At 62.9% G+C, this 17,536-nt stretch carries 17 protein-coding genes; 8 read left to right on the forward strand and 9 right to left on the reverse strand.

The annotated features are described in order from the left end of the window. Nucleotide 1: 1 nt before the first annotated feature. Both NKJ28_RS30520 and NKJ28_RS30525 read right to left on the reverse strand, forming a co-directional pair. Nucleotides 2–559 carry a GNAT family N-acetyltransferase gene (locus NKJ28_RS30520; RefSeq protein ID WP_352567926.1) on the reverse strand — a complete coding sequence of 186 codons (558 nt, stop codon included), beginning with the start codon at nt 557–559 and terminating at the stop codon, nt 2–4. A gap of 56 nt (nt 560–615) precedes the next feature. Further along, entirely contained in the window at nt 616–1,065 is a 450-nt protein-coding gene (locus NKJ28_RS30525) for a GatB/YqeY domain-containing protein (protein ID WP_352567927.1), read from the reverse strand. A gap of 319 nt (nt 1,066–1,384) precedes the next feature. Between NKJ28_RS30525 and carA the strand changes: the two genes are divergently transcribed. Further along, nucleotides 1,385–2,602: a glutamine-hydrolyzing carbamoyl-phosphate synthase small subunit gene (gene carA, locus NKJ28_RS30530; protein ID WP_084641355.1), complete on the forward strand. Its 1,218-nt coding sequence runs from the start codon at nt 1,385–1,387 to the stop codon at nt 2,600–2,602. Between the two features lie 55 nt (nt 2,603–2,657). Here the strand turns inward: carA and NKJ28_RS30535 are convergent, their stop codons facing one another. The 3 genes from NKJ28_RS30535 to mntR form a co-directional block, all read right to left on the reverse strand. Next, complete coding sequence (locus tag NKJ28_RS30535; RefSeq protein ID WP_352577727.1) at nt 2,658–3,926, reverse strand: TCR/Tet family MFS transporter; 1,269 nt, start codon at nt 3,924–3,926, stop codon at nt 2,658–2,660. A gap of 150 nt (nt 3,927–4,076) precedes the next feature. Then, nucleotides 4,077–4,994: a KPN_02809 family neutral zinc metallopeptidase gene (ypfJ, locus tag NKJ28_RS30540; protein WP_023678307.1), complete on the reverse strand. Its 918-nt coding sequence runs from the start codon at nt 4,992–4,994 to the stop codon at nt 4,077–4,079. A 223-nt stretch (nt 4,995–5,217) separates the two neighbouring features. Next, complete coding sequence (gene mntR, locus NKJ28_RS30545) at nt 5,218–5,673, reverse strand: manganese-binding transcriptional regulator MntR (protein ID WP_023678308.1); 456 nt, start codon at nt 5,671–5,673, stop codon at nt 5,218–5,220. 234 nt (nt 5,674–5,907) lie between these two features. Between mntR and NKJ28_RS30550 the strand changes: the two genes are divergently transcribed. Both NKJ28_RS30550 and NKJ28_RS30555 read left to right on the forward strand, forming a co-directional pair. Next, nucleotides 5,908–7,275, forward strand: a complete 1,368-nt coding sequence (locus tag NKJ28_RS30550; protein ID WP_023678309.1) for an Nramp family divalent metal transporter — start codon at nt 5,908–5,910, stop codon at nt 7,273–7,275. Between the two features lie 151 nt (nt 7,276–7,426). Continuing rightward, nucleotides 7,427–8,080 carry a dihydrofolate reductase family protein gene (locus NKJ28_RS30555; RefSeq protein ID WP_023678310.1) on the forward strand — a complete coding sequence of 218 codons (654 nt, stop codon included), beginning with the start codon at nt 7,427–7,429 and terminating at the stop codon, nt 8,078–8,080. Between the two features lie 56 nt (nt 8,081–8,136). Here NKJ28_RS30555 and NKJ28_RS30560 read toward each other — a convergent pair whose 3' ends face one another. Next, nucleotides 8,137–9,006, reverse strand: a complete 870-nt coding sequence (locus NKJ28_RS30560; protein WP_352638255.1) for a LysR family transcriptional regulator — start codon at nt 9,004–9,006, stop codon at nt 8,137–8,139. A gap of 92 nt (nt 9,007–9,098) precedes the next feature. On the opposite strand from NKJ28_RS30560, the gene NKJ28_RS30565 reads away from it, so the two are divergent. Continuing rightward, a complete protein-coding gene (locus NKJ28_RS30565) occupies nt 9,099–9,698 on the forward strand; it encodes a LysE family translocator (protein ID WP_023678312.1) in 600 nt (199 codons plus the stop codon). An 11-nt stretch (nt 9,699–9,709) separates the two neighbouring features. Here the strand turns inward: NKJ28_RS30565 and NKJ28_RS30570 are convergent, their stop codons facing one another. Further along, on the reverse strand, nt 9,710–10,501 hold the full coding sequence (locus tag NKJ28_RS30570) for an SDR family NAD(P)-dependent oxidoreductase (RefSeq protein ID WP_023678313.1): 792 nt from the start codon (nt 10,499–10,501) through the stop codon (nt 9,710–9,712). A gap of 197 nt (nt 10,502–10,698) precedes the next feature. Here NKJ28_RS30570 and NKJ28_RS30575 point away from each other — a divergent pair, with 197 nt between their 5' ends. Further along, nucleotides 10,699–11,157, forward strand: coding sequence for a MarR family winged helix-turn-helix transcriptional regulator (locus NKJ28_RS30575; protein WP_023678314.1), 459 nt, complete (start codon nt 10,699–10,701; stop codon nt 11,155–11,157). Between the two features lie 37 nt (nt 11,158–11,194). Here NKJ28_RS30575 and NKJ28_RS30580 read toward each other — a convergent pair whose 3' ends face one another. Beyond that, a complete protein-coding gene (locus NKJ28_RS30580) occupies nt 11,195–12,373 on the reverse strand; it encodes an MFS transporter (RefSeq protein ID WP_352638257.1) in 1,179 nt (392 codons plus the stop codon). A 193-nt stretch (nt 12,374–12,566) separates the two neighbouring features. Here NKJ28_RS30580 and NKJ28_RS30585 point away from each other — a divergent pair, with 193 nt between their 5' ends. Continuing rightward, on the forward strand, nt 12,567–12,920 hold the full coding sequence (locus tag NKJ28_RS30585) for an ArsR/SmtB family transcription factor (RefSeq protein WP_352457526.1): 354 nt from the start codon (nt 12,567–12,569) through the stop codon (nt 12,918–12,920). Between the two features lie 94 nt (nt 12,921–13,014). Further along, nucleotides 13,015–13,761 (forward strand): metallophosphoesterase family protein, encoded by a 747-nt coding sequence (locus NKJ28_RS30590; protein WP_352638258.1) that lies wholly within the window; start codon nt 13,015–13,017, stop codon nt 13,759–13,761. Between the two features lie 66 nt (nt 13,762–13,827). On the opposite strand, the gene NKJ28_RS30595 is transcribed toward NKJ28_RS30590, so the two are convergent. Further along, nucleotides 13,828–16,254 (reverse strand): DNA/RNA non-specific endonuclease, encoded by a 2,427-nt coding sequence (locus NKJ28_RS30595; RefSeq protein ID WP_352638259.1) that lies wholly within the window; start codon nt 16,252–16,254, stop codon nt 13,828–13,830. A 263-nt stretch (nt 16,255–16,517) separates the two neighbouring features. Here NKJ28_RS30595 and NKJ28_RS30600 point away from each other — a divergent pair, with 263 nt between their 5' ends. Further along, entirely contained in the window at nt 16,518–17,408 is an 891-nt protein-coding gene (locus tag NKJ28_RS30600; protein WP_352586878.1) for an SH3 domain-containing protein, read from the forward strand. Nucleotides 17,409–17,536 lie beyond the last annotated feature (128 nt).

The raw sequence follows: 17,536 nt of genomic DNA on the forward strand, positions 1-17,536 counted from the left end.
GCTACAGATCGATCCGGTAGCGCAGGCTTTCCGCGCCGCCATAGGCGGCGTCCTCGAAGAAACGCCCGACGAGCCGGCCGCCATTGGCCAGAACGACCTTCTGCGAGGGCACATTGTGAGGCTTGCAGGTGATTTCGACGAAGGGCAGGCCAACCGCCCTCGCCTCCACCAGCATCAGCCGCAGCGCCTCGGTCGCATAGCCGCGTCCCCGTTTCCACGGCACCACCGCATAGCCGATGTGGCCGAGCACATGCGACGGCAGCGCCGCGGTGCCGTGCTGCCAGCGCAGGCCGATTGAGCCTGCGACTTCCCCGTCCCAGATCCAGCGCCGGAATCCGGGCAGCCGCGGCACCGTCGAACCGTCGGGCAAGGTGATCGGCGGTCCCTTGCCATCGGAATCGTCGAGATCGCCAAGGAAAGTCGCTGGATCCTTTTCGATAGCCGCAAGCTGCTCGCGCGTCGCGTCGAGCAGCCGCACATTGTCCGGCGACCAGCCGCGCTCGAGGGCCGCCTTGTAGGACGGCAGGTGTTCAAGCGCCGGTTTGACGAGTTTGATCACGGGCGCGAGCTTTTGGCTGCCGGATTGCGGGCGCGACGGCAAGGGCCTTCGGCAGCTTACTGAAGCAGGCTCTTGACGATGCCGCTCGCCTCGGAAAAATCCATCTGACCGGCGTATTTCTCCTTGAGCGCCGCCATCACCTTGCCCATATCCTTGACGCCGCTGGCGCCGGTCTCGGCGATGGCGGAACGGACGGCGCTTTCCGTCTCGGCCTGACCCAGTTGCGTCGGCAGGAAGTCGCGGATGATGGCCATCTCGTCGCGCTCCTGCGCTGCAAGCTCCGGCCGCTTGCCGTCATCGAACGCCTTGGCCGATTCTTCGCGCTGCTTCACCATCTTGGCCAGGATCTGCAGGATTTCGTCGTCGCTGGCCGGCTCCTTGCCGGCGCCGCGATTGGCGATGTCGCGATCATGAATGGCCGCCTGGATCAGCCGCAATGTCGGCAGCCGGCGCTTGTCCTGCGCCTTCATCGCACTCTTCAGGGATTCGGCGATTTTGCCTCGCATGGTGCTTTCTCCTTCGAATGCCGCGGACAATAGTCGTGCCGATAGCTCAACGCAAACTCGATAGCGTCCGGCAAACCGCTGATATTATTCGACGAAATAAATCCAGGCTCGCACGGCGCGGCATCATTGACCGCCTTGGCGCCTTCCCCTATGTACTGGGCCTTGCATGAATTGAATTCTAGTGCACGTCGCCCAAAAATGCGTAGCGGTTTTGGGCAACGACAGGCACAAATGAAAACTTAGCGCGCCGAGGCTGTGAGATCGCCGCTTCGCGCCTTTTGTTGCGCCGACTGAGGGCGCAACCTTTAGGAGTGCCGCCATGGCAACGATGACAGCCGCGTCGACCCCCCCTTGGGCCAGCGAGAGACCGACAGCCCTGCTGGTGCTGGCGGACGGCACTGTCATAGAGGGCCGCGGTCTGGGCGCCACCGGCTCCGCCGTCGCCGAGGTCTGCTTCAACACCGCGCTGACCGGCTACCAGGAGATACTCACCGACCCATCCTATGCCGGCCAGATCGTCACTTTCACCTTTCCGCATATCGGCAATATCGGCACCAATGACGAAGACATCGAGGACCTCAACCCGCTGGCCCGCGCCGGCGCCGTCGGCGCCGTGTTCAAGGCCGATGTCACCAACCCGTCGAATTACCGCGCCGGAACCGGTCTCGACCAGTGGCTGAAGAAGCGCGGCATCGTCGCACTTTCAGGCATCGACACGCGGGCGCTGACCGCGCTGATCCGCGAAAAGGGCATGCCCAATGCCGTCATCGCGCACGCGCCCGACGGTATCTTCGACGTCGATGACCTCAAGCGCCGCGCCGCCGCATGGTCAGGGCTTATCGGGCTTGATCTCGCCAAGGAGGTGACCTCCGGCCAGTCCTCGGTCTGGCGCGAGACGCCCTGGGTCTGGAACGAGGGCTTTGGCGAACAGGCTGATCCGTCGATGCACGTCGTTGCCGTCGACTACGGCGTCAAGCGCAACATATTGCGCCTGCTGGCCGGCCTCGGCGCCAAGGTCACTGTGGTGCCGGCAAAAACCGGCGCCGAGGAGATCCTGGCGATGCGGCCCGACGGCATTTTTCTATCCAACGGCCCTGGCGATCCGGAAGCCACCGGCGACTACGCCGTTCCGGTCATCCAGGATCTGTTGAAGACCGAAATCCCGCTTTTCGGCATCTGCCTCGGCCACCAGATGCTCGCGCTGGCGCTGGGCGGCAAGACCGCAAAAATGCATCAGGGCCACCACGGCGCCAATCATCCTGTCAAGGACCACACCACCGGCAAGGTCGAGATCGTCTCGATGAACCATGGCTTTGCCGTCGACGCCGACTCATTGCCGAGCGGCGTCGAGGAAACCCATGTCTCGCTGTTCGACGGTTCGAATTGCGGCATTGCGCTCACCGGCAGACCGGTCTTCTCGGTCCAGCATCATCCCGAAGCCTCGCCGGGCCCGCAGGATTCGCACTATCTGTTTCGCCGCTTCGTCAACTTGATCCGCGAAAAGCGCGGCGAGCCGGCACTGGCCGAGCGTGTTTAGCGCATTGCGTAAAAACGGATTTGACTGACGGCGCCGGCCGGGCTCCCGGCGCCGATCAAGCCCCGTCTGTCACCGCTTCCTGCGCGTGCATGCGTTTGACTTCCTTCGGCGTCGGCTTGGCCACCCTGGTGACGAAGACGACGAGCGCCAGCGTGAGGAAAATCGCGCCGAGCAGATAGGGGGCACCGCCGAAAACCACGGGCGCGTTCGGCCCCGTGAACCAGGAAAAGATCGCCGTATAAAGCAGCGGTGTGATGATCGAGGTGATCGAGAAGATCGAGGTCATCGCGCCCTGGAGTTCGCCTTGGGCGGAAGGTGGCACCTTGGCGGCCGCCAGGCTTCTGAGCGGCGGGTCGGCCAACGCCTCGAGACATCCGACGACGATCACTGCATAGATCATCCAGCCTTGTGACGCGAAGGCGTAGCCGAAGGCGCTGAGTGCGGTAAATGCCAGACCGATTACCGCCGTCTTCCACTCGCCAAGCTTAGGGATCACGCGCGGCAGGACTGTCGCCATGACGATCGCCCCGCACAGGCCGAAAGCGCCGAGCGAGAAGCCGATCTGTTGTTCGCTCCAGCCATAGCGATAACTGGAGACGAACGACCAGACCGCAGGATACATCATGTGCCCCAGAGTCATCAGAAAGAAGACAAGTCCGATCCAGCCGATACCTTCGTAGTTGCGCATCTGGACGAGCGTGCCGACCGGGTTCGCGCGTTTCCACTCGAAGCGGCGACGGTGCTTGTTATCAAGTGTTTCCGGCAACAGAAACAGCGCGATCAGAAAGTTTGCGAAAGCAAGCCCGGCAGCGAAATAGAACGGCACACGCGGCCCGAACGTGCCGAGCAACCCGCCCAGAACCGGCCCTATGACGAAGCCGACGCCGAAAGCAATGCCGAGCAGCCCGAAATTCTTCGCACGATTTTCGTCGGTCGAGATATCGGCAATGAACGCCGATGTCGTGGAATAACTGGCGCCGGAAATGCCGGCCAGCACGCGGCCGATGAACAGCATCGGATAGGACCAGGCGATAGCGCAGATCAGATTGTCGATAGCGAACGTCAGCACCGAGGCGAGCAGAATTGGCCGCCGCCCGAACCGGTCGCTCAACCCGCCCATCACTGGTGCGAAAACGAACTGCATCGCCGCATAGACGAAGAACAGCCAGCCGCCCTCGATAGCCGCCTCGCTGATGCCGACGCCGGTCAATTCCCTGAGATAGGCCGGCAGCACCGGCATAATGATGCCGAAGCCGATGATGTCGAGCAGCAGGGTGGTGAAAACAAGCGCAAGGCCCCGCCTGGCGGTTTTGGGGTCTATCATGATGGTATCTCCTCGGGCCGCCCGAGCGAACGGGAACACACCTTATAGGCGAGCACATCGCTGGGAACAATGAGGGAACGGGCAGAGTGCTTTCATCCTGACATCCCCTGACTGCGGTCCAGTCTCTCGGATTACGAGAAAACCGTCGGCTCAGATCGGGTTGTTGAACGTGTCGCAGTCCGAAAGCTTGCCGTTCTGGAACCCGCGCGCCAGCCAGGTCTGCCGCTGCTGCGACGTTCCGTGGTTGAAGCTTTCCGGCACGACGTAGCCCTGCATCTTCTTCTGCAGCGTGTCGTCGCCGATCTGCTTGGCGGCGTTCAGTGCCTCCGCCATGTCGCCCTGCTCCAAAATGCCCTTCTGGCCGGTGAAATGTGCCCAAATGCCGGCAAAGCAGTCGGCCTGGAGCTCGACCTGCACCGACAAGTGGTTGGCGTCCGCTTCGCCCATGCTCTGCCGCATCTGGTTGAATTTGGGCAGGATGCCGACGAGGTTCTGCACGTGATGGCCGACCTCATGCGCGATCACATAGGCCTGTGCGAAATCGCCCGAGGCACCGAACTGCTGATCGAGCTGCTGGAAGAAGGTGGTGTCGAGATAGACCTTGCGATCGTTGGGACAGTAGAATGGTCCGGCCGCTGACGAGGCAGAACCGCAGGCGGAGCGAATCTGGCCGCTGAACAGGACCAGTTTTGGATCTTGATAGGTCAGGCCCTCGGACTGGAAAATACCGGTCCAGGTATCCTCGGTCTCGGCCAGCACGGTCGACACGAACTGCTTCATCTCGTCGGATGCCGGCGCACCGGTGCCGCCGCCTTGCTCGCCGCTATTGTCGGTGATCTGGCCGCCGCCGGGCTGCAAGCCGCTGTTATCGAGGATCTGACTCGGGTCGAAGCCGAAATACCACCCTGCCAGAAAAATCAACCCTACGATGATAATGCCCGACATGCCGCCGCCGCCGGCACGACCGCCGATCGGGATGCGAAACTGCCCCGGCCCGCCGCCAAGCCCGCCGCTCTGGCCGCGCTCGTCCTCGACATTGTCACTCTGACGACGGCCCTTCCAGAGCATGGCAACCCCCGTGATGCAATTTTCCGGCCGATCGGGCCGTGTCCCGGTTCGATCGGACACGACAACAATTATCTCAATGGTTACGCCAAGTCACAGTATTTTTCGTGCGAACAAGCAATGCTTGCTGACGCTTGCCTGCTCTGGCCGAGACATCGCAAGGTCTGTGCCGTTCACCCTGCTCGTGGGAAACGAGTCGCGCGAAGAGATACGCTGGCCGTGCTTTTCAGCGGGCGGCGATTATTGCCTTGCGAAAGGCTTCGAGCGTCTCGGCGCTGACATGATGCTCGATGCCCTCGGCGTCGATGCGCGCCGTCTCGGCGCTGACCCCGAGCGAGCGCAGGAAGGCCTCGACCGTCTGGTGGCGAATGCGGCTCTCTTCCGCAACCTTGCGGCCGGCATCGGTCAGGAACACGCCGCGATAAGGCTTCCGGGAGACCAGCCCGTCGGCGCACAGCCGCGTCAGCATTTTCGCCACCGTCGGCTGAGCGACGCCGAGCCGTGCCGCGATATCGACCTGGCGCGCCTCGTTGCCATCCTCGATCAGGTCGGCGATGAGCTCGACATAATCCTCGACCAGCGCGCTGCGGCGCGCTTCACGCGTCTGCCTGAAGCCTTCCGAGTGGATTTCTGCGTCAGGCAGCGGCTTTTCGCGAGGAACCGGTCTTTTCTTCAGCGCCAATACGCGCTCCTCCCGGCAGTTTGAATCGACATTGCGGTCATAACACGGAACCCTATTGGTTCTGGCCGTTTATTTCCATGGTGGCCGGCGCAACCGGCGTTCACTGCCGTTCCGGCCGCACGGCCAAGCGGCCACAGGAAAAAGCTCAGACAATGAAATATAGCATATTGCATAATGTTCAGCCGTGGCATAGATAAGGAGACAACATCGATCGTTCCAGTGGAAAGCCATTTCATGTCGGAAGCCGAAGCCACCTCAGCCCCCCGGTCCATGTGGCGATTTGCCCGCCCGGATGACGACGAGCAGCCCAGCCTTCGCGAAGTCAACGCAACGATCTCGGTGCCGCACTCGGGGATCTGGCTTCGCCGGCTGTTCGCCTTCATGGGGCCGGGCTACATGGTTTCGGTCGGCTATATGGATCCGGGCAATTGGGCGACCGACCTCGCCGGCGGGGCCCAATTCGGCTACACGCTGCTTTTCATCATCATGTTGTCGAACCTGATGGCGATCCTGCTGCAGGCACTCGCCGCCCGGCTCGGCATCGCCACCGGCCGCGACCTTGCGCAGGCGTGCCGCGCCTATTATCCGCGACCGGTCAATTTCATGCTTTGGGTCGCTTGCGAATTGGCCATCATCGCCTGCGACCTGGCCGAGGTCATTGGCACGGCGATCGCCTTGCAACTGCTGTTCGGGATTCCGCTGATCGGCGGCGCTATTATCACCGCGCTCGATGCCTTCCTGCTGCTGTTGCTGATGAACAAGGGCTTCCGTTTCCTCGAGGCCTTCATCATAGCGCTTTTGATTATCATCTTCGGCTGCTTCGCCATCCAGATCTTTGCCGCCGCCCCGCCGGTCGGCTCCATCCTGCATTCGATGTTCGTGCCGTCGTCCGAGATCGTCACCAATCCGGCCATGCTCTACATCGCCATCGGCATCATCGGCGCCACGGTGATGCCGCACAATCTCTATCTGCATTCCTCGATCGTGCAGACCCGCGCCTATGAGCGCACCGATCGCGGTAAGCGCGACGCCATCAAATGGGCGACGACCGACTCGACCATCGCGCTGATACTGGCGTTGTTCGTCAATGCTTCCATCCTGATCGTGTCGGCGGTGGCGTTCCACGGCACCGGTCATCATGACGTTGCCGAGATCGGCCAGGCCTTCGAGCTTCTGTCGCCGCTGCTTGGCCTCGGCATCGCTTCCATCCTGTTTGCCGTAGCGCTGCTCGCCTCCGGCCTGAACTCGACGGTGACGGCGACGCTCGCCGGCCAGATCGTGATGGAAGGGTTCCTGCGGCTGCGCATCCCGCAATGGGCGCGCCGCCTGCTGACGCGCGGCATCGCCATCATTCCGGTGGTGGTGGTCACCGCGCTCTATGGCGAGAAGGGAACCGGCCAGTTGCTGGTCTTCAGCCAGGTAATCCTGTCGATGCAGCTCCCCTTCGCTGTCGTACCGCTGGTGCAGTTCGTCTCGGACAAGCGCAAGATGGGCAATTTCGCCATTTCCCGCGCTGTTGCCGTGCTGGCCTGGGTGGTTGCCGCGCTCATCCTGGTGCTCAACTTCAAGCTGCTCTACGATACGGTCGTTGGCTTGGGCTGAGCGTTCTCGGCTCCAAGCTGAGACGATAAGGTCGGCAGTCACCTGCCCCCGGTCCTAGAAATTTGCCGGCCGCTGTCGGACAAATGTCCGTTCGCCCGTCCTTGGCTCGAACTCCGGCCATGACGGCACGGACCAGGGAAAGGGAGCTCCAATGAGGAAGATCATCGCCGCAACATTCGTCAGCCTCGACGGCGTCATGCAGGCGCCTGGCGGCCCGCAAGAGGACCCTGTCGGCGGCTTCAAATTCGGCGGCTGGACGTTTCACTACTGGGACGATGTGATGGGCGCCGCGATGGGCGAGACGTTTTCAAAACCGTTCGCGCTGCTTCTCGGCCGCAAGACTTACGACATCTTCGCCGCCCACTGGCCTTATCAGAAGAATGATCCGATCGCCGACAGCTTCAACGCCGTCACCAAATATGTAGCGACGCACAGGCCGGATTCGCTGTCCTGGCAAAACAGCCAGCCGCTCGGCAGCGATGTCGTGGCGACGTTGCGCCGGATGAAGCAGGAGGACGGCCCCGACCTGCTCATTCAGGGATCGAGCGAGCTGATCCAGACCTTGCTCGCCAATGACCTGATCGACGAGATCAGCTTGCTGATCTTCCCGCTGGTGCTGGGCAAGGGCAAAAAACTGTTCGGCAGCGGCACGATACCTGCCGCCTTCAAGCTGACCCGTTCGCAGGCATCGACCACCGGCGTCCTCATGGCGAGCTATGAACGCTCCGGCGAGATCAAGACCGGGTCATTTGCCACGGAGCAGCCGTCCGAAGCCGAGATCGAGCGGCGAAAGAACTGGAAGTAGATGCCGCCGCGGGGCGATCAAGGACGGCTGAACACTGGCCGTCCTTTTTGCTGTTTTTAAGCCGCCTCTCGTCGCCCTGCCAACCCATCGCGGAGGTGGCCCGCGAATGCCAGTGCAGCCGGCGCGACGTCGTGCTTCGGCAAATGCAGATTGATCGAAAAATTCGGCAATGACGGCAGCTCCGGATCGTTGGCCAAAATGTCGAGGTCGACAGGCACGGTCGACGCCAACCAGGTGGTGACGGCCAAGTCCGAACGCACTGTCGCCGTCGTCGCGTCGATGCTGCCGTTTTCGAATACGGTGCGCCATTCCAGCCCATGCTCGTTAAGCGCCTCCAGCACCACCGGGCGGAACGCACAGGTCTCGGCGACCATCGAAACCGGCAAGGGCCGCTTGCCGCGGGCGGCGCCGCCTTTGGCGCCGACCCAGACCAGGCGATCAACAACAAGGCATTCACCGGCCGACCGACCGATCGGCTCCTCGATCACCGCGAGCTCTATCGTGCCGCTCGCCAAGGCTGCGGCCAACTCTGGCGACGAAGCACAGACAAGCGAGATCTCGACCTGCGGATAGGCCTCGGCATAGGCCTTCAGCACCGGCGCAAGCAAGGTGCCGACAAGGTCGTACGGCACCCCGAGCCTCACCTGACCGGCAACCGCATCGCCCACCATCTCCGCCAGGATCTCGTCATTGAGGGAAAGCAGGCGCTTGCCCTTGCCGAACAATCGCTCGCCGGAGCGGGTCAATCGCAATCCGCGCCGATCGCGATCGAACAGGCTGCAGCCGAGAACCTCTTCCAAACGCTTGATCTGCTGGCTGACGGCACCTTGCGTCAAATGCAGCACGTTGGCCGCCGCCGTCATGCTAGCCTTGTCGGCAACGGTGACGAAGGTTCGAACCAGGGCAGTATCGAGGTTGCGGAGCATCCGGCTATTATATTTGCTAATGCCTGTCATAGCAAACATTGCATTTACTGATGAGCCGAACAGCCTACGGTGCAGGCTTCAAAGGAAGCAGCATGTTTGAAACCGGCCTTCCCCTCGTCCTGTTCGCGCTGGTCTCAACCTCAACGCCCGGCATGGCCACGACCTTGTCGACGGCGTCCGGCGCGCAGTTCGGCTTTCGCCGCTCTATCCCGCTGATGGCCGGGAGTGCGGCCGGCCTGGCTACGGTGGCTGCGGCAGGTGCTGCCGGGCTCGCCGGTCTGCTGGCTGCCGCTCCTTCGCTGCAACTGGCAATGAAAATGGCCGGTACCCTCTATCTGACGTGGCTTGCCCTCAAGATCGGCCGCAGCGGTCCGCCCAACCTGGACGTGGCCATGGCAAAGCCGAACAGCTTTTTGGGCGGCGCCGGCCTGCAATGGATGAACCCAAAGGGCTGGGCCATGGGGCTGGGAGCGGCGGCATCCTTTGCCGCGCTCGCCAACGGGCCGCTGCAGCTCGCCGTGCTGCTCGGCACGGTCTTCGGTCTTGCAGCGGCCCTATCGCTGGCGGCGTGGTGCGTGGCGGGCACGCTGCTCGCCCGGTTGCTGCGAACCGAGCGGCAGTGGCGCATGCTCAACGCCGTGCTTGGCCTGCTGCTGGCCGCCTCGATCATTCCTATGTGGCGGACAGCGTAAGATCAGTTATTTCAGGCAGCGTAGCGTGCCGCCGGCTTGCCGGCCAGCAGGCTGCCGAAGAAACCTTGCCGCGCACCAAGATAGGATTCCAACCCAGCCGGATCGGAGAGCCCGGGCGCGGTGACGGTTTCGCCCTTGGCCAGGCCGACAAGCGCTGCATCGACCAGATCGTCGGCAGTCATAACGATCTCTGCCGGCAGGTCGGCAATATCGCTTCCGGCAACTTCCCAGAACTCGGTCCGCGTAGCCCCCGGCAGCACGACCTGTATGGCGACCTTGCTGTCGGCGACTTCCCGCTGCAAGGCCTCGGTGAAGTTGACGACATAAGCCTTTGTGCCGCTGTAGATGCCGCCGAACGAGGTGTCGAAGGCCAGCACCGACGCGATGTTAACGATGGCACCGCGGTTGCGCGCCAGCAGCTCCGGCAGGACCGCGCGGGTCAAACGAGTCAAAGCCACGACATTGACCTTGATCATGCGCTCGGCCACATCAGCGTCGGCCGTTGCCACCATCTGCGCGCCGCCAAGGCCGGCATTGTTGACCAGCAGCGTCACGCTGTCGTCGGTTGATATCGCCTGCTCGACCCGTCGCAGATCGCCGTCGTCGGCCAGGTCGGCGCTGATGACGCCGACCTTGATGCCATACGCGTAGCGGAGCCTCTCCGCCAATTCCTCCAACCGATCGGCGCGCCGCGCCACCAGCACCAGATCATAACCTAGGCCGGCGAGCCGGTCGGCATAGACCGCGCCGATGCCGGACGAGGCGCCGGTGACGACCGCTGTACCTTTGTCCTGATTGCTCATTGTCTTGCTCCTTCTGGTTCGATTCCAAATGCCAGTGCCGCACGGCAACACACCCTGCTTCGACTGGCACACGAATTATTGGCATATGCCACTATTTGAACGTAGGCATATGCCACCATCTTGTCAATCCGGGGAGCAAGGACTATTTCTGGTTTGCATCGAGGGGTCCCTTCCGGTCCCTCATCGGAAATCCGCCAATGTCCCAAACCACCCTGCCCGGCCTGGCGCTTTGCAATAACGCCATGCTGCGCCGCGCGACGCGGAAACTCGGCCAGTTCTATGACGATGTGCTGGCCCCATCGGGTCTGAAGGCCACGCAGCAGGGCCTGCTTTATCAAATCCACGTCGGCAACGAACCGACGATGGGTGCCATTGCCGCGGCCCTCGTCATGGACCTGTCGGCCCTCGGTCATACGCTGAAGCCGCTGATCCGCGACGGTTATGTCGAGACCTTCGCCGACCCTGCCGACCGCCGCATCAGGCGCGTCAGGCTGACACCGCAGGGCCGGACCAAGCTCGAAGAAGCCCTGAAGCTGTGGCAAGTCGCTCAGCAGCGCTTCGAGGAGATGTTTGGCAAAGAGCAGGCGGCAAGCCTGCGAGCGGCGCTGGACGAAATCGCCGCGCTGAATTTTGACGCACCGCCGGCCGCGACTTGAACTATCGGCGGCCGGCAGCCAAGCTCCACTGACAGCCTTATTCGGCCGGCATCGCCACCGGTCGCGCCGCCAGGTGGCCCGCCAGCACGACGCCCAGACCGACGATCGGGAATGCCGCCGCGACCACACCGAGGTCGGCCGGTGCGCCATAGCGCAGCACCGTGGCGCCGACCACGGCGCCCAGTGCCACGCCGAGATAGAGCGCCGAAGCGTTCAGCGACAGCACGATTGGCGCGGCATCGGGCGCCAGCTTGATGATGCGGCTGGCCTGCGCCGGCGGGAATGCCCAGCCGACGATGCCCCACGGCACCATCATGGCCATCAATGCCGGCCCGGCGATCTCGCGCGGCAGGAACATCGGGATCAGCGAAAACGTGACCAGCATCGCGGCACTCAGCGCCAGTGACCAGCAGACGGTGCGCGTCGCGCCGAAACGGTCGGCGGCCTGACCGCCGCCGATATTGCCGATGACCGCGCCAACGCCGAAAGCGAGCAGCATTCCGGGAAGCGCGATCGGGTTCAGTCCGCCGCCTTCGATCGCGAGCGGCGCGACAAAGGCAAAGACGGTGAAGGCGCCGATCAGGGCCAGGATGGTCGTCACCAGGATAGGCATGACGCCGGGGCGAAGTGCCGCTGCCAGCCGCATCCGGAGCGGCAGCCTGGTGCCGACGATGCCGCGCGGCAGCCGGTACCACAGGATCGCGCCGGCGAGCGCACCAAGGCCGGCAATGGCAAAGAAGGTGCCGCGCCAGCCGGCAACCGTCGCAACGAGCGCGCCGAGCGGTGCTCCGACCGCGACCGCAACCGTAGTGCCGCCGACGACCACGGCAATGGCGCGGGCGCGGTGATGATCGTCGACAAGCGCAACGGCCGTTCCCTGTGCGGTCGCCGCGAACAAGCCTGACGACAGCGCCATGACGATGCGCGCGATCAACAGCAATTCGAAGGAGGAGCTTAGCGCCGCGGCGACGTTGCCCACCACGAAGAACACCAGCGTCCACAGGATGACGCGGCGCCGGTCCCATTCGCCGGTCAGCGTTGCCAGGATCGGCGTGCCGATCGCATAGGCGAGCGCAAACGCGGTGATCAGCGTGCCGGCGAGCGGAACGGAGATGGCGGCATCCTTTGCAATGTCGGGCAAAAGGCTGGAGATGACGAAACCTTCGGTCGAAATCGTGAACGATCCGAGCGCAAGCCAGATGAGGCGCTTATCCATGGCAATTTCCTTAGTTCAAAGGTTATTGAACAATTGGACATAACAGGGCATGATGTCAATAAACCCGCTGCAAAATAGCCGAACCATCCTGACAGCCCGGTGTCAGGACGGGGCGACGGGACGAAACTATGTGTCCATTAGCCACGAGAGGAGATGCGTTGAAATCGGCTCCGAATGTGCTTAATTCCTGGGCATGACCTTGCCCCATCCCACCGCCGACCAGATCAGCCTGCCGAACGTGCTTGCCGTGCTCGGCGACCCGACGCGACTGGCCATCGTGCGCTATCTCGCCAGCAAAGAGGGCGTGCCGCTGAATTGCAGCCGGTTCCTCGATCTCTGCTCGAAGACCAATCTGAGCTACCATTTGGCCAAGCTGCGTGAGGCCGGCGTCACCCGCACCGAGGCGGTTGGAACCAGCCGGCTGATCACGCTGCGCCGTGACGATCTCGACCGCCGCTTCCCGGGCCTGCTCGACAGTGTTATTGCCGCGGCCGGCGACGCATCGTTGCCGGCGGTCGGCGGCCACGAGATCGAAGTCCGCGCCTGAACGACCCGAAGCTGGGTTCCGCTCTCGCCCGCCTCGCGAGGCGAGCAAAGTAGCTTCACCCGCCCTCCAGCCATTCCAATTAACGGAGCCTGCCATGCGCATTGCCGTCCTCGCCGACATCCACGGCAATGTCCTGGCGCTCGACGCCGTGCTCAACGATCTGCGGCAGCGCGGCGGCGCCGACCTCATCGTCAATCTCGGCGATTGCGTTTCCGGCCCGCTCTGGCCGCGCGAGACCATGGAGCGGCTCGAGAGGCTCGACCTGCCGACGGTGCGCGGCAACCACGACCGCCGCGTTGCCCGCGACCCACTGGACGACGCCATGTGGCCTTCCGACCGCTACGCGTACGAAAGGCTGACGGCAGCCCAGCGCGAGGCGCTGTTCGCGCTGCCGCTAACGCTGGACGTGGCGCCCGGCGTACTCGCCTTCCACGCCCGACCCGACCACGACGAAAAATACCTGACTGACGCGATCGTCGACGGCCGGCTGGTGCGCGCGCCGCTGGCCGCCATCGAGCGGCGGCTCGGCGCGATTGATGCCGCCTGCCGTATTATTCTTTGTGGCCACAGCCACCGCAGCGAGCTGATCCGCGTTGCCGGCGGTCCGATCATTTTCAACCCAGGCAGCATCGGCTGCCCGGCCTATCACGACGATACGCCGCCGGCGCATGTCTCCGAGCAGGGCTCACCGCACGCCCGCTATGGCATCGTCGAACTGCACCCCGATCGTTTCGAAGCCATCGCCGTCGATTATGACCACGAGGCGGCGGCGCGCCAGGCCGAGCAGGCGGGACGGCCCGAATGGGCTCACGCGCTGCGCACCGGCTTTATGTCGGGCTGAGCTCGCTCATCCCTAGCTGAACGGATGACCGCCTTCGAGCGGCAGAAGTCGCGACCGGTCCAATCTTCAGTCGTCAGACGCCGATCGCTTCGATCGCTTGGCAGGACGTCGGGTGCTGGCCGCCGAAGTCTTGGACGTCGAAGTCTTGGACGTCGAAGTCTTGGTCGCCGAAGGCTTTGGCCGTGACGTCTTGGGCGCTAGTTGCGTTGGGTTGAAAGTCTGTGCTGGGGCGGATTCGGAACCGGCCCGAATGTCGGCGTCGCGCACCTGCTGGCCAAAGTTCAGGCCGGTCAGCTCTTCAATCTCGGCCACCGTCGAAAGGAACTCCGATACCCTGGCAATTTCAAGCGGGTCATCGAATGCCTCGGCACGCTCGCCGAACGCTTCGGGCATCACTTCCAAAACCGGCTTCTGGTCCGCCAGCAGCGCGATGGCGCGCAGGCCAGCTTGATCGGACCACAGCGCGATCTTCCAGAACTTCAGCGGAACATGGCTGTCGAAGCGGTAGGGAGGATCGTCCTCGCCGAACACTGGCCCGGCAAACACCGTGACACGGCCTCGCGTCGTATAGGCGTTGCGCAGCACATAGGTTTCTACCGCGCGCCATCTCAACTTCCCTTTGGAGCCGGGATGGTCAAGCGAGCTTCCTTGATTGAAGAAGCCGACTTGCGGCGCAGCATTGGTATAAAAGAACGTGTCGCGTTCTGCCGCGACCGCCTCCTGATCGACGCCCCATGCGGGGTCGCCGCGAAGTGTAATATGGCCCTTCTGGAACATTCGAGCGACTCGTTCCTTGGATTTTGCGACGGGAAATCCAGGCACATTCTGGCTCGAATAGAATTCCTGGTTCATCTGCTCGCCAAGGTCGATGCGCCGATCCGGCCGGAAAGCATCGCTGGCTTCCGAACCGGAAATCGACTCCACCCCCAATTCGACAAGCGACGGGTTGTCGATGACCGTCTTGTCCTCACGATTGACCGCCTTGGTGCGGAATCCATCGATATTGCAGGCGGTGACGAAGGCAAGCCTGCGATCGGCGTTCATCAAGATCGAAAAATGATGGTAGCGCAATTCGTGTGGGTCCTCTCCCGGTTTGGCAAGAAGGTTTTTGGCCAACCGGTAGGGTGAATTGGCAACCGTCGGCATTGCCAGGACAAAGCCCGGTATGAAGCCGGGCTCATACCCTCCACGATCGTCGAAATCCTCTGTTTTCCAACCCGCGGCCTCGGCGATGGCCACCTTCCCGGGTTCGCTTGCCGGGCCTTTGCCGTCGCTTCGTCTCGCATCGCCTCCGTCGCGGTCGATCAGCGGCGCCCGGACATTTATCTCGACGGGAAAAGTCCAGGTGACCGAGCCATCGGCATTGTGTCTCGTCGCCGGCGGATTGCGATCCGGTTCCGGCCGCTGCACCGGCTTGTCCGGCACATCTTCGCGAATATCGGCGTTCAGCCGAACTGTCTCGTCCATCATGCGCGGCATGCCGGCCCAAATCGCCAGAGCTTGCGAAACCGCCGATGCCGAGGAGCCCGGCAGCTTGGACTTTCTAGCACCCAGATCGTCAACGATGGCGCTGATCCGTATGCCTTCGTTGATCTCGCGCGCAAGCGCATAGCCACCTATGCCCGTCACCTCGTGGAACGGGCCAGCCCAATGGTGCAGGGCAATAGGTTCCCATTCATTGTTGAAGACCGGTGAACCGGACGAACCCTGTTCGGTGTCGGCGACATAGTGCAGCACTTGCACCGTTTCGTCGCGGGCCACCAGCCGGTTTTCACGCAACACCAGTTCCTTGAAGCGGCCATCGGGATGCTGAACGATGTTGGCGATTTCGCCGAGCATATGCTTGTCGCGCGCATCCGACAGCGAGATAAAACCGAACTCCCCCAGTTCCTTTGGACCGGAACGCCGCTCGCCGACTCCGATCAGCGTGTAGTCCAGACCCTCTATGCTATCGGTCACGAAACAGGATTCAGGATCGAACAGGAACGTCGTCGGCGTACGCACGGCATTCGCACCGTCCTGCTCATAATCGAACTGAACCTGGAAGCGCCGGGAATCCGCCGGCGACGAAATCACATGGTTGTTTGTGAGGAACAGCCTTGGCCCGACCAGAAAACCCGATCCTTGTGGATTGCCGTTGAGAAAGGCAACGCGGCCAACCGCATCGGCAGCACGGCGCCCACGCTCGAGGAATGCGATCCCGATGAAATCGAGCGTTGGGCCGAGAATTGCCTCCGGCCCTGGCTGCTTGGCGGCGGCCTTTCTTTCCCCGGCAGACCTCATGTCGATCGCTGCCGATATCATCTCCGCTTCGGTGCGGCTGAGCGACGCCTTTACCTGCAACCTGTCGAGGCGCCTGGAGAGGGTCTGTTCGGCGGCCAGCGGATTGCCGTTGGCGATGTGACCAAGTGAAGCCTCAATCTCGGCGCGCGTTTTCTTGATACGCTGGCGAACTATGTTTTCCACCTGCGCAAATATTTCAAGGTCGACCATATTGCCCCCCTCAACCTTACTTGAGAGAGTGCATATTTACATGAAATGTGCAATATTTTGCCGGCTGTTAGTTCACGGAAGTGGCCTGGTCGCGATTCAACACGCGGCACCTTTTCGGGCTTACACAGCGCCGCCTCGTCGCCTATAAAAACCGGCTGGCGTGCGATGGCGCTTTCGTGCCTGGCCGCGCCTTCGGCAATTGAACCTACCGCCCATGGCAGATGATTAGGCGCACAGTAACACTCCCGACGACGCTGCTTGCGATGGTTGCTGCTCCGCTGATGCTGGCGGAGTTGCCGGCCAACGGCCAGGAGCCGGAGCCCATCATCTCGATTGTGACGGGTCTTGCTCCGGATGATCTCCTGAACGTGCGCGCCACGGCGTCGGCTATGGGCAAGGTCGAGGCGCGGCTGCCGAGTGGATCGAGCGTGAAAAACCTCGGCTGCGGCGACGTCAGCGGCTACAAGTGGTGCAAAGTCCAAGACATTGACGACCCGAAGCTGAGCGGATGGGCTCCCGCACGCTACCTCGACCCCATCAATCCCCAGCAAGTGACGCCCCAGGCGGCGGCCGATACGGAGAACCCTGCCTCTCAACCGCTGCCCGATCTGACAACGCGCCTCGGCGCAACCGGTCCCGAAACAACGCTGAACTCCGCTGACGCAATCGGCAGGGTGGCGATCGAGGACGCTTACCGCTTGGCCCTGACCGCTGGAAACCCCTCGACTGCACAGGTTGATGGATCGCCGCCCGTGGCTGCCGACCCCGTCCGGAATTTCGGCGCGGCCAACGCGGCGCCCCCGGCCGACGCACAGACCGTTGCGCGGCTTCAGCCGCCGGGGACACCGGTACCCGGTGCCGGCAACGCCATCCCCTGCGCGCGCTATCTCGGCCAGCCGATGACCAGCTGCAAGGCAGGCGTGGTGCGCACCGGCGACAAGACCGACGTGACCGTGACCTGGCCCGATGGCGGCACGCGCATCATCAGCTTCAAGGCCGGCAAGCCGGCCGGTGCGGACGCACCCGGCGAATTCCGCTTCACCCGCGAGGGCAGCCTGAACATGATCCGCGTCGGTGCTTCCGAACGCTTCGAGATCACGGACCAGTTGGCGCTGGGGGATAGTGGTAAGGGGAATAAGGCAGTAGGGCAGTAGGGCAATATGCTTAAGGGCGCTCGAACCTCTGCCCTACTGCCCTACTGCCCTACTGCCCTACTGCCCTCCTGCCCTACTGCCCTCCTGGCCTACTGCGCTACTGGCCTACTGCCCTACTGGCCGAGTGC

Source organism: Mesorhizobium sp. M0145 (assembly GCF_040322355.1).
Classification (GTDB): Bacteria; Pseudomonadota; Alphaproteobacteria; order Rhizobiales; family Rhizobiaceae; genus Mesorhizobium.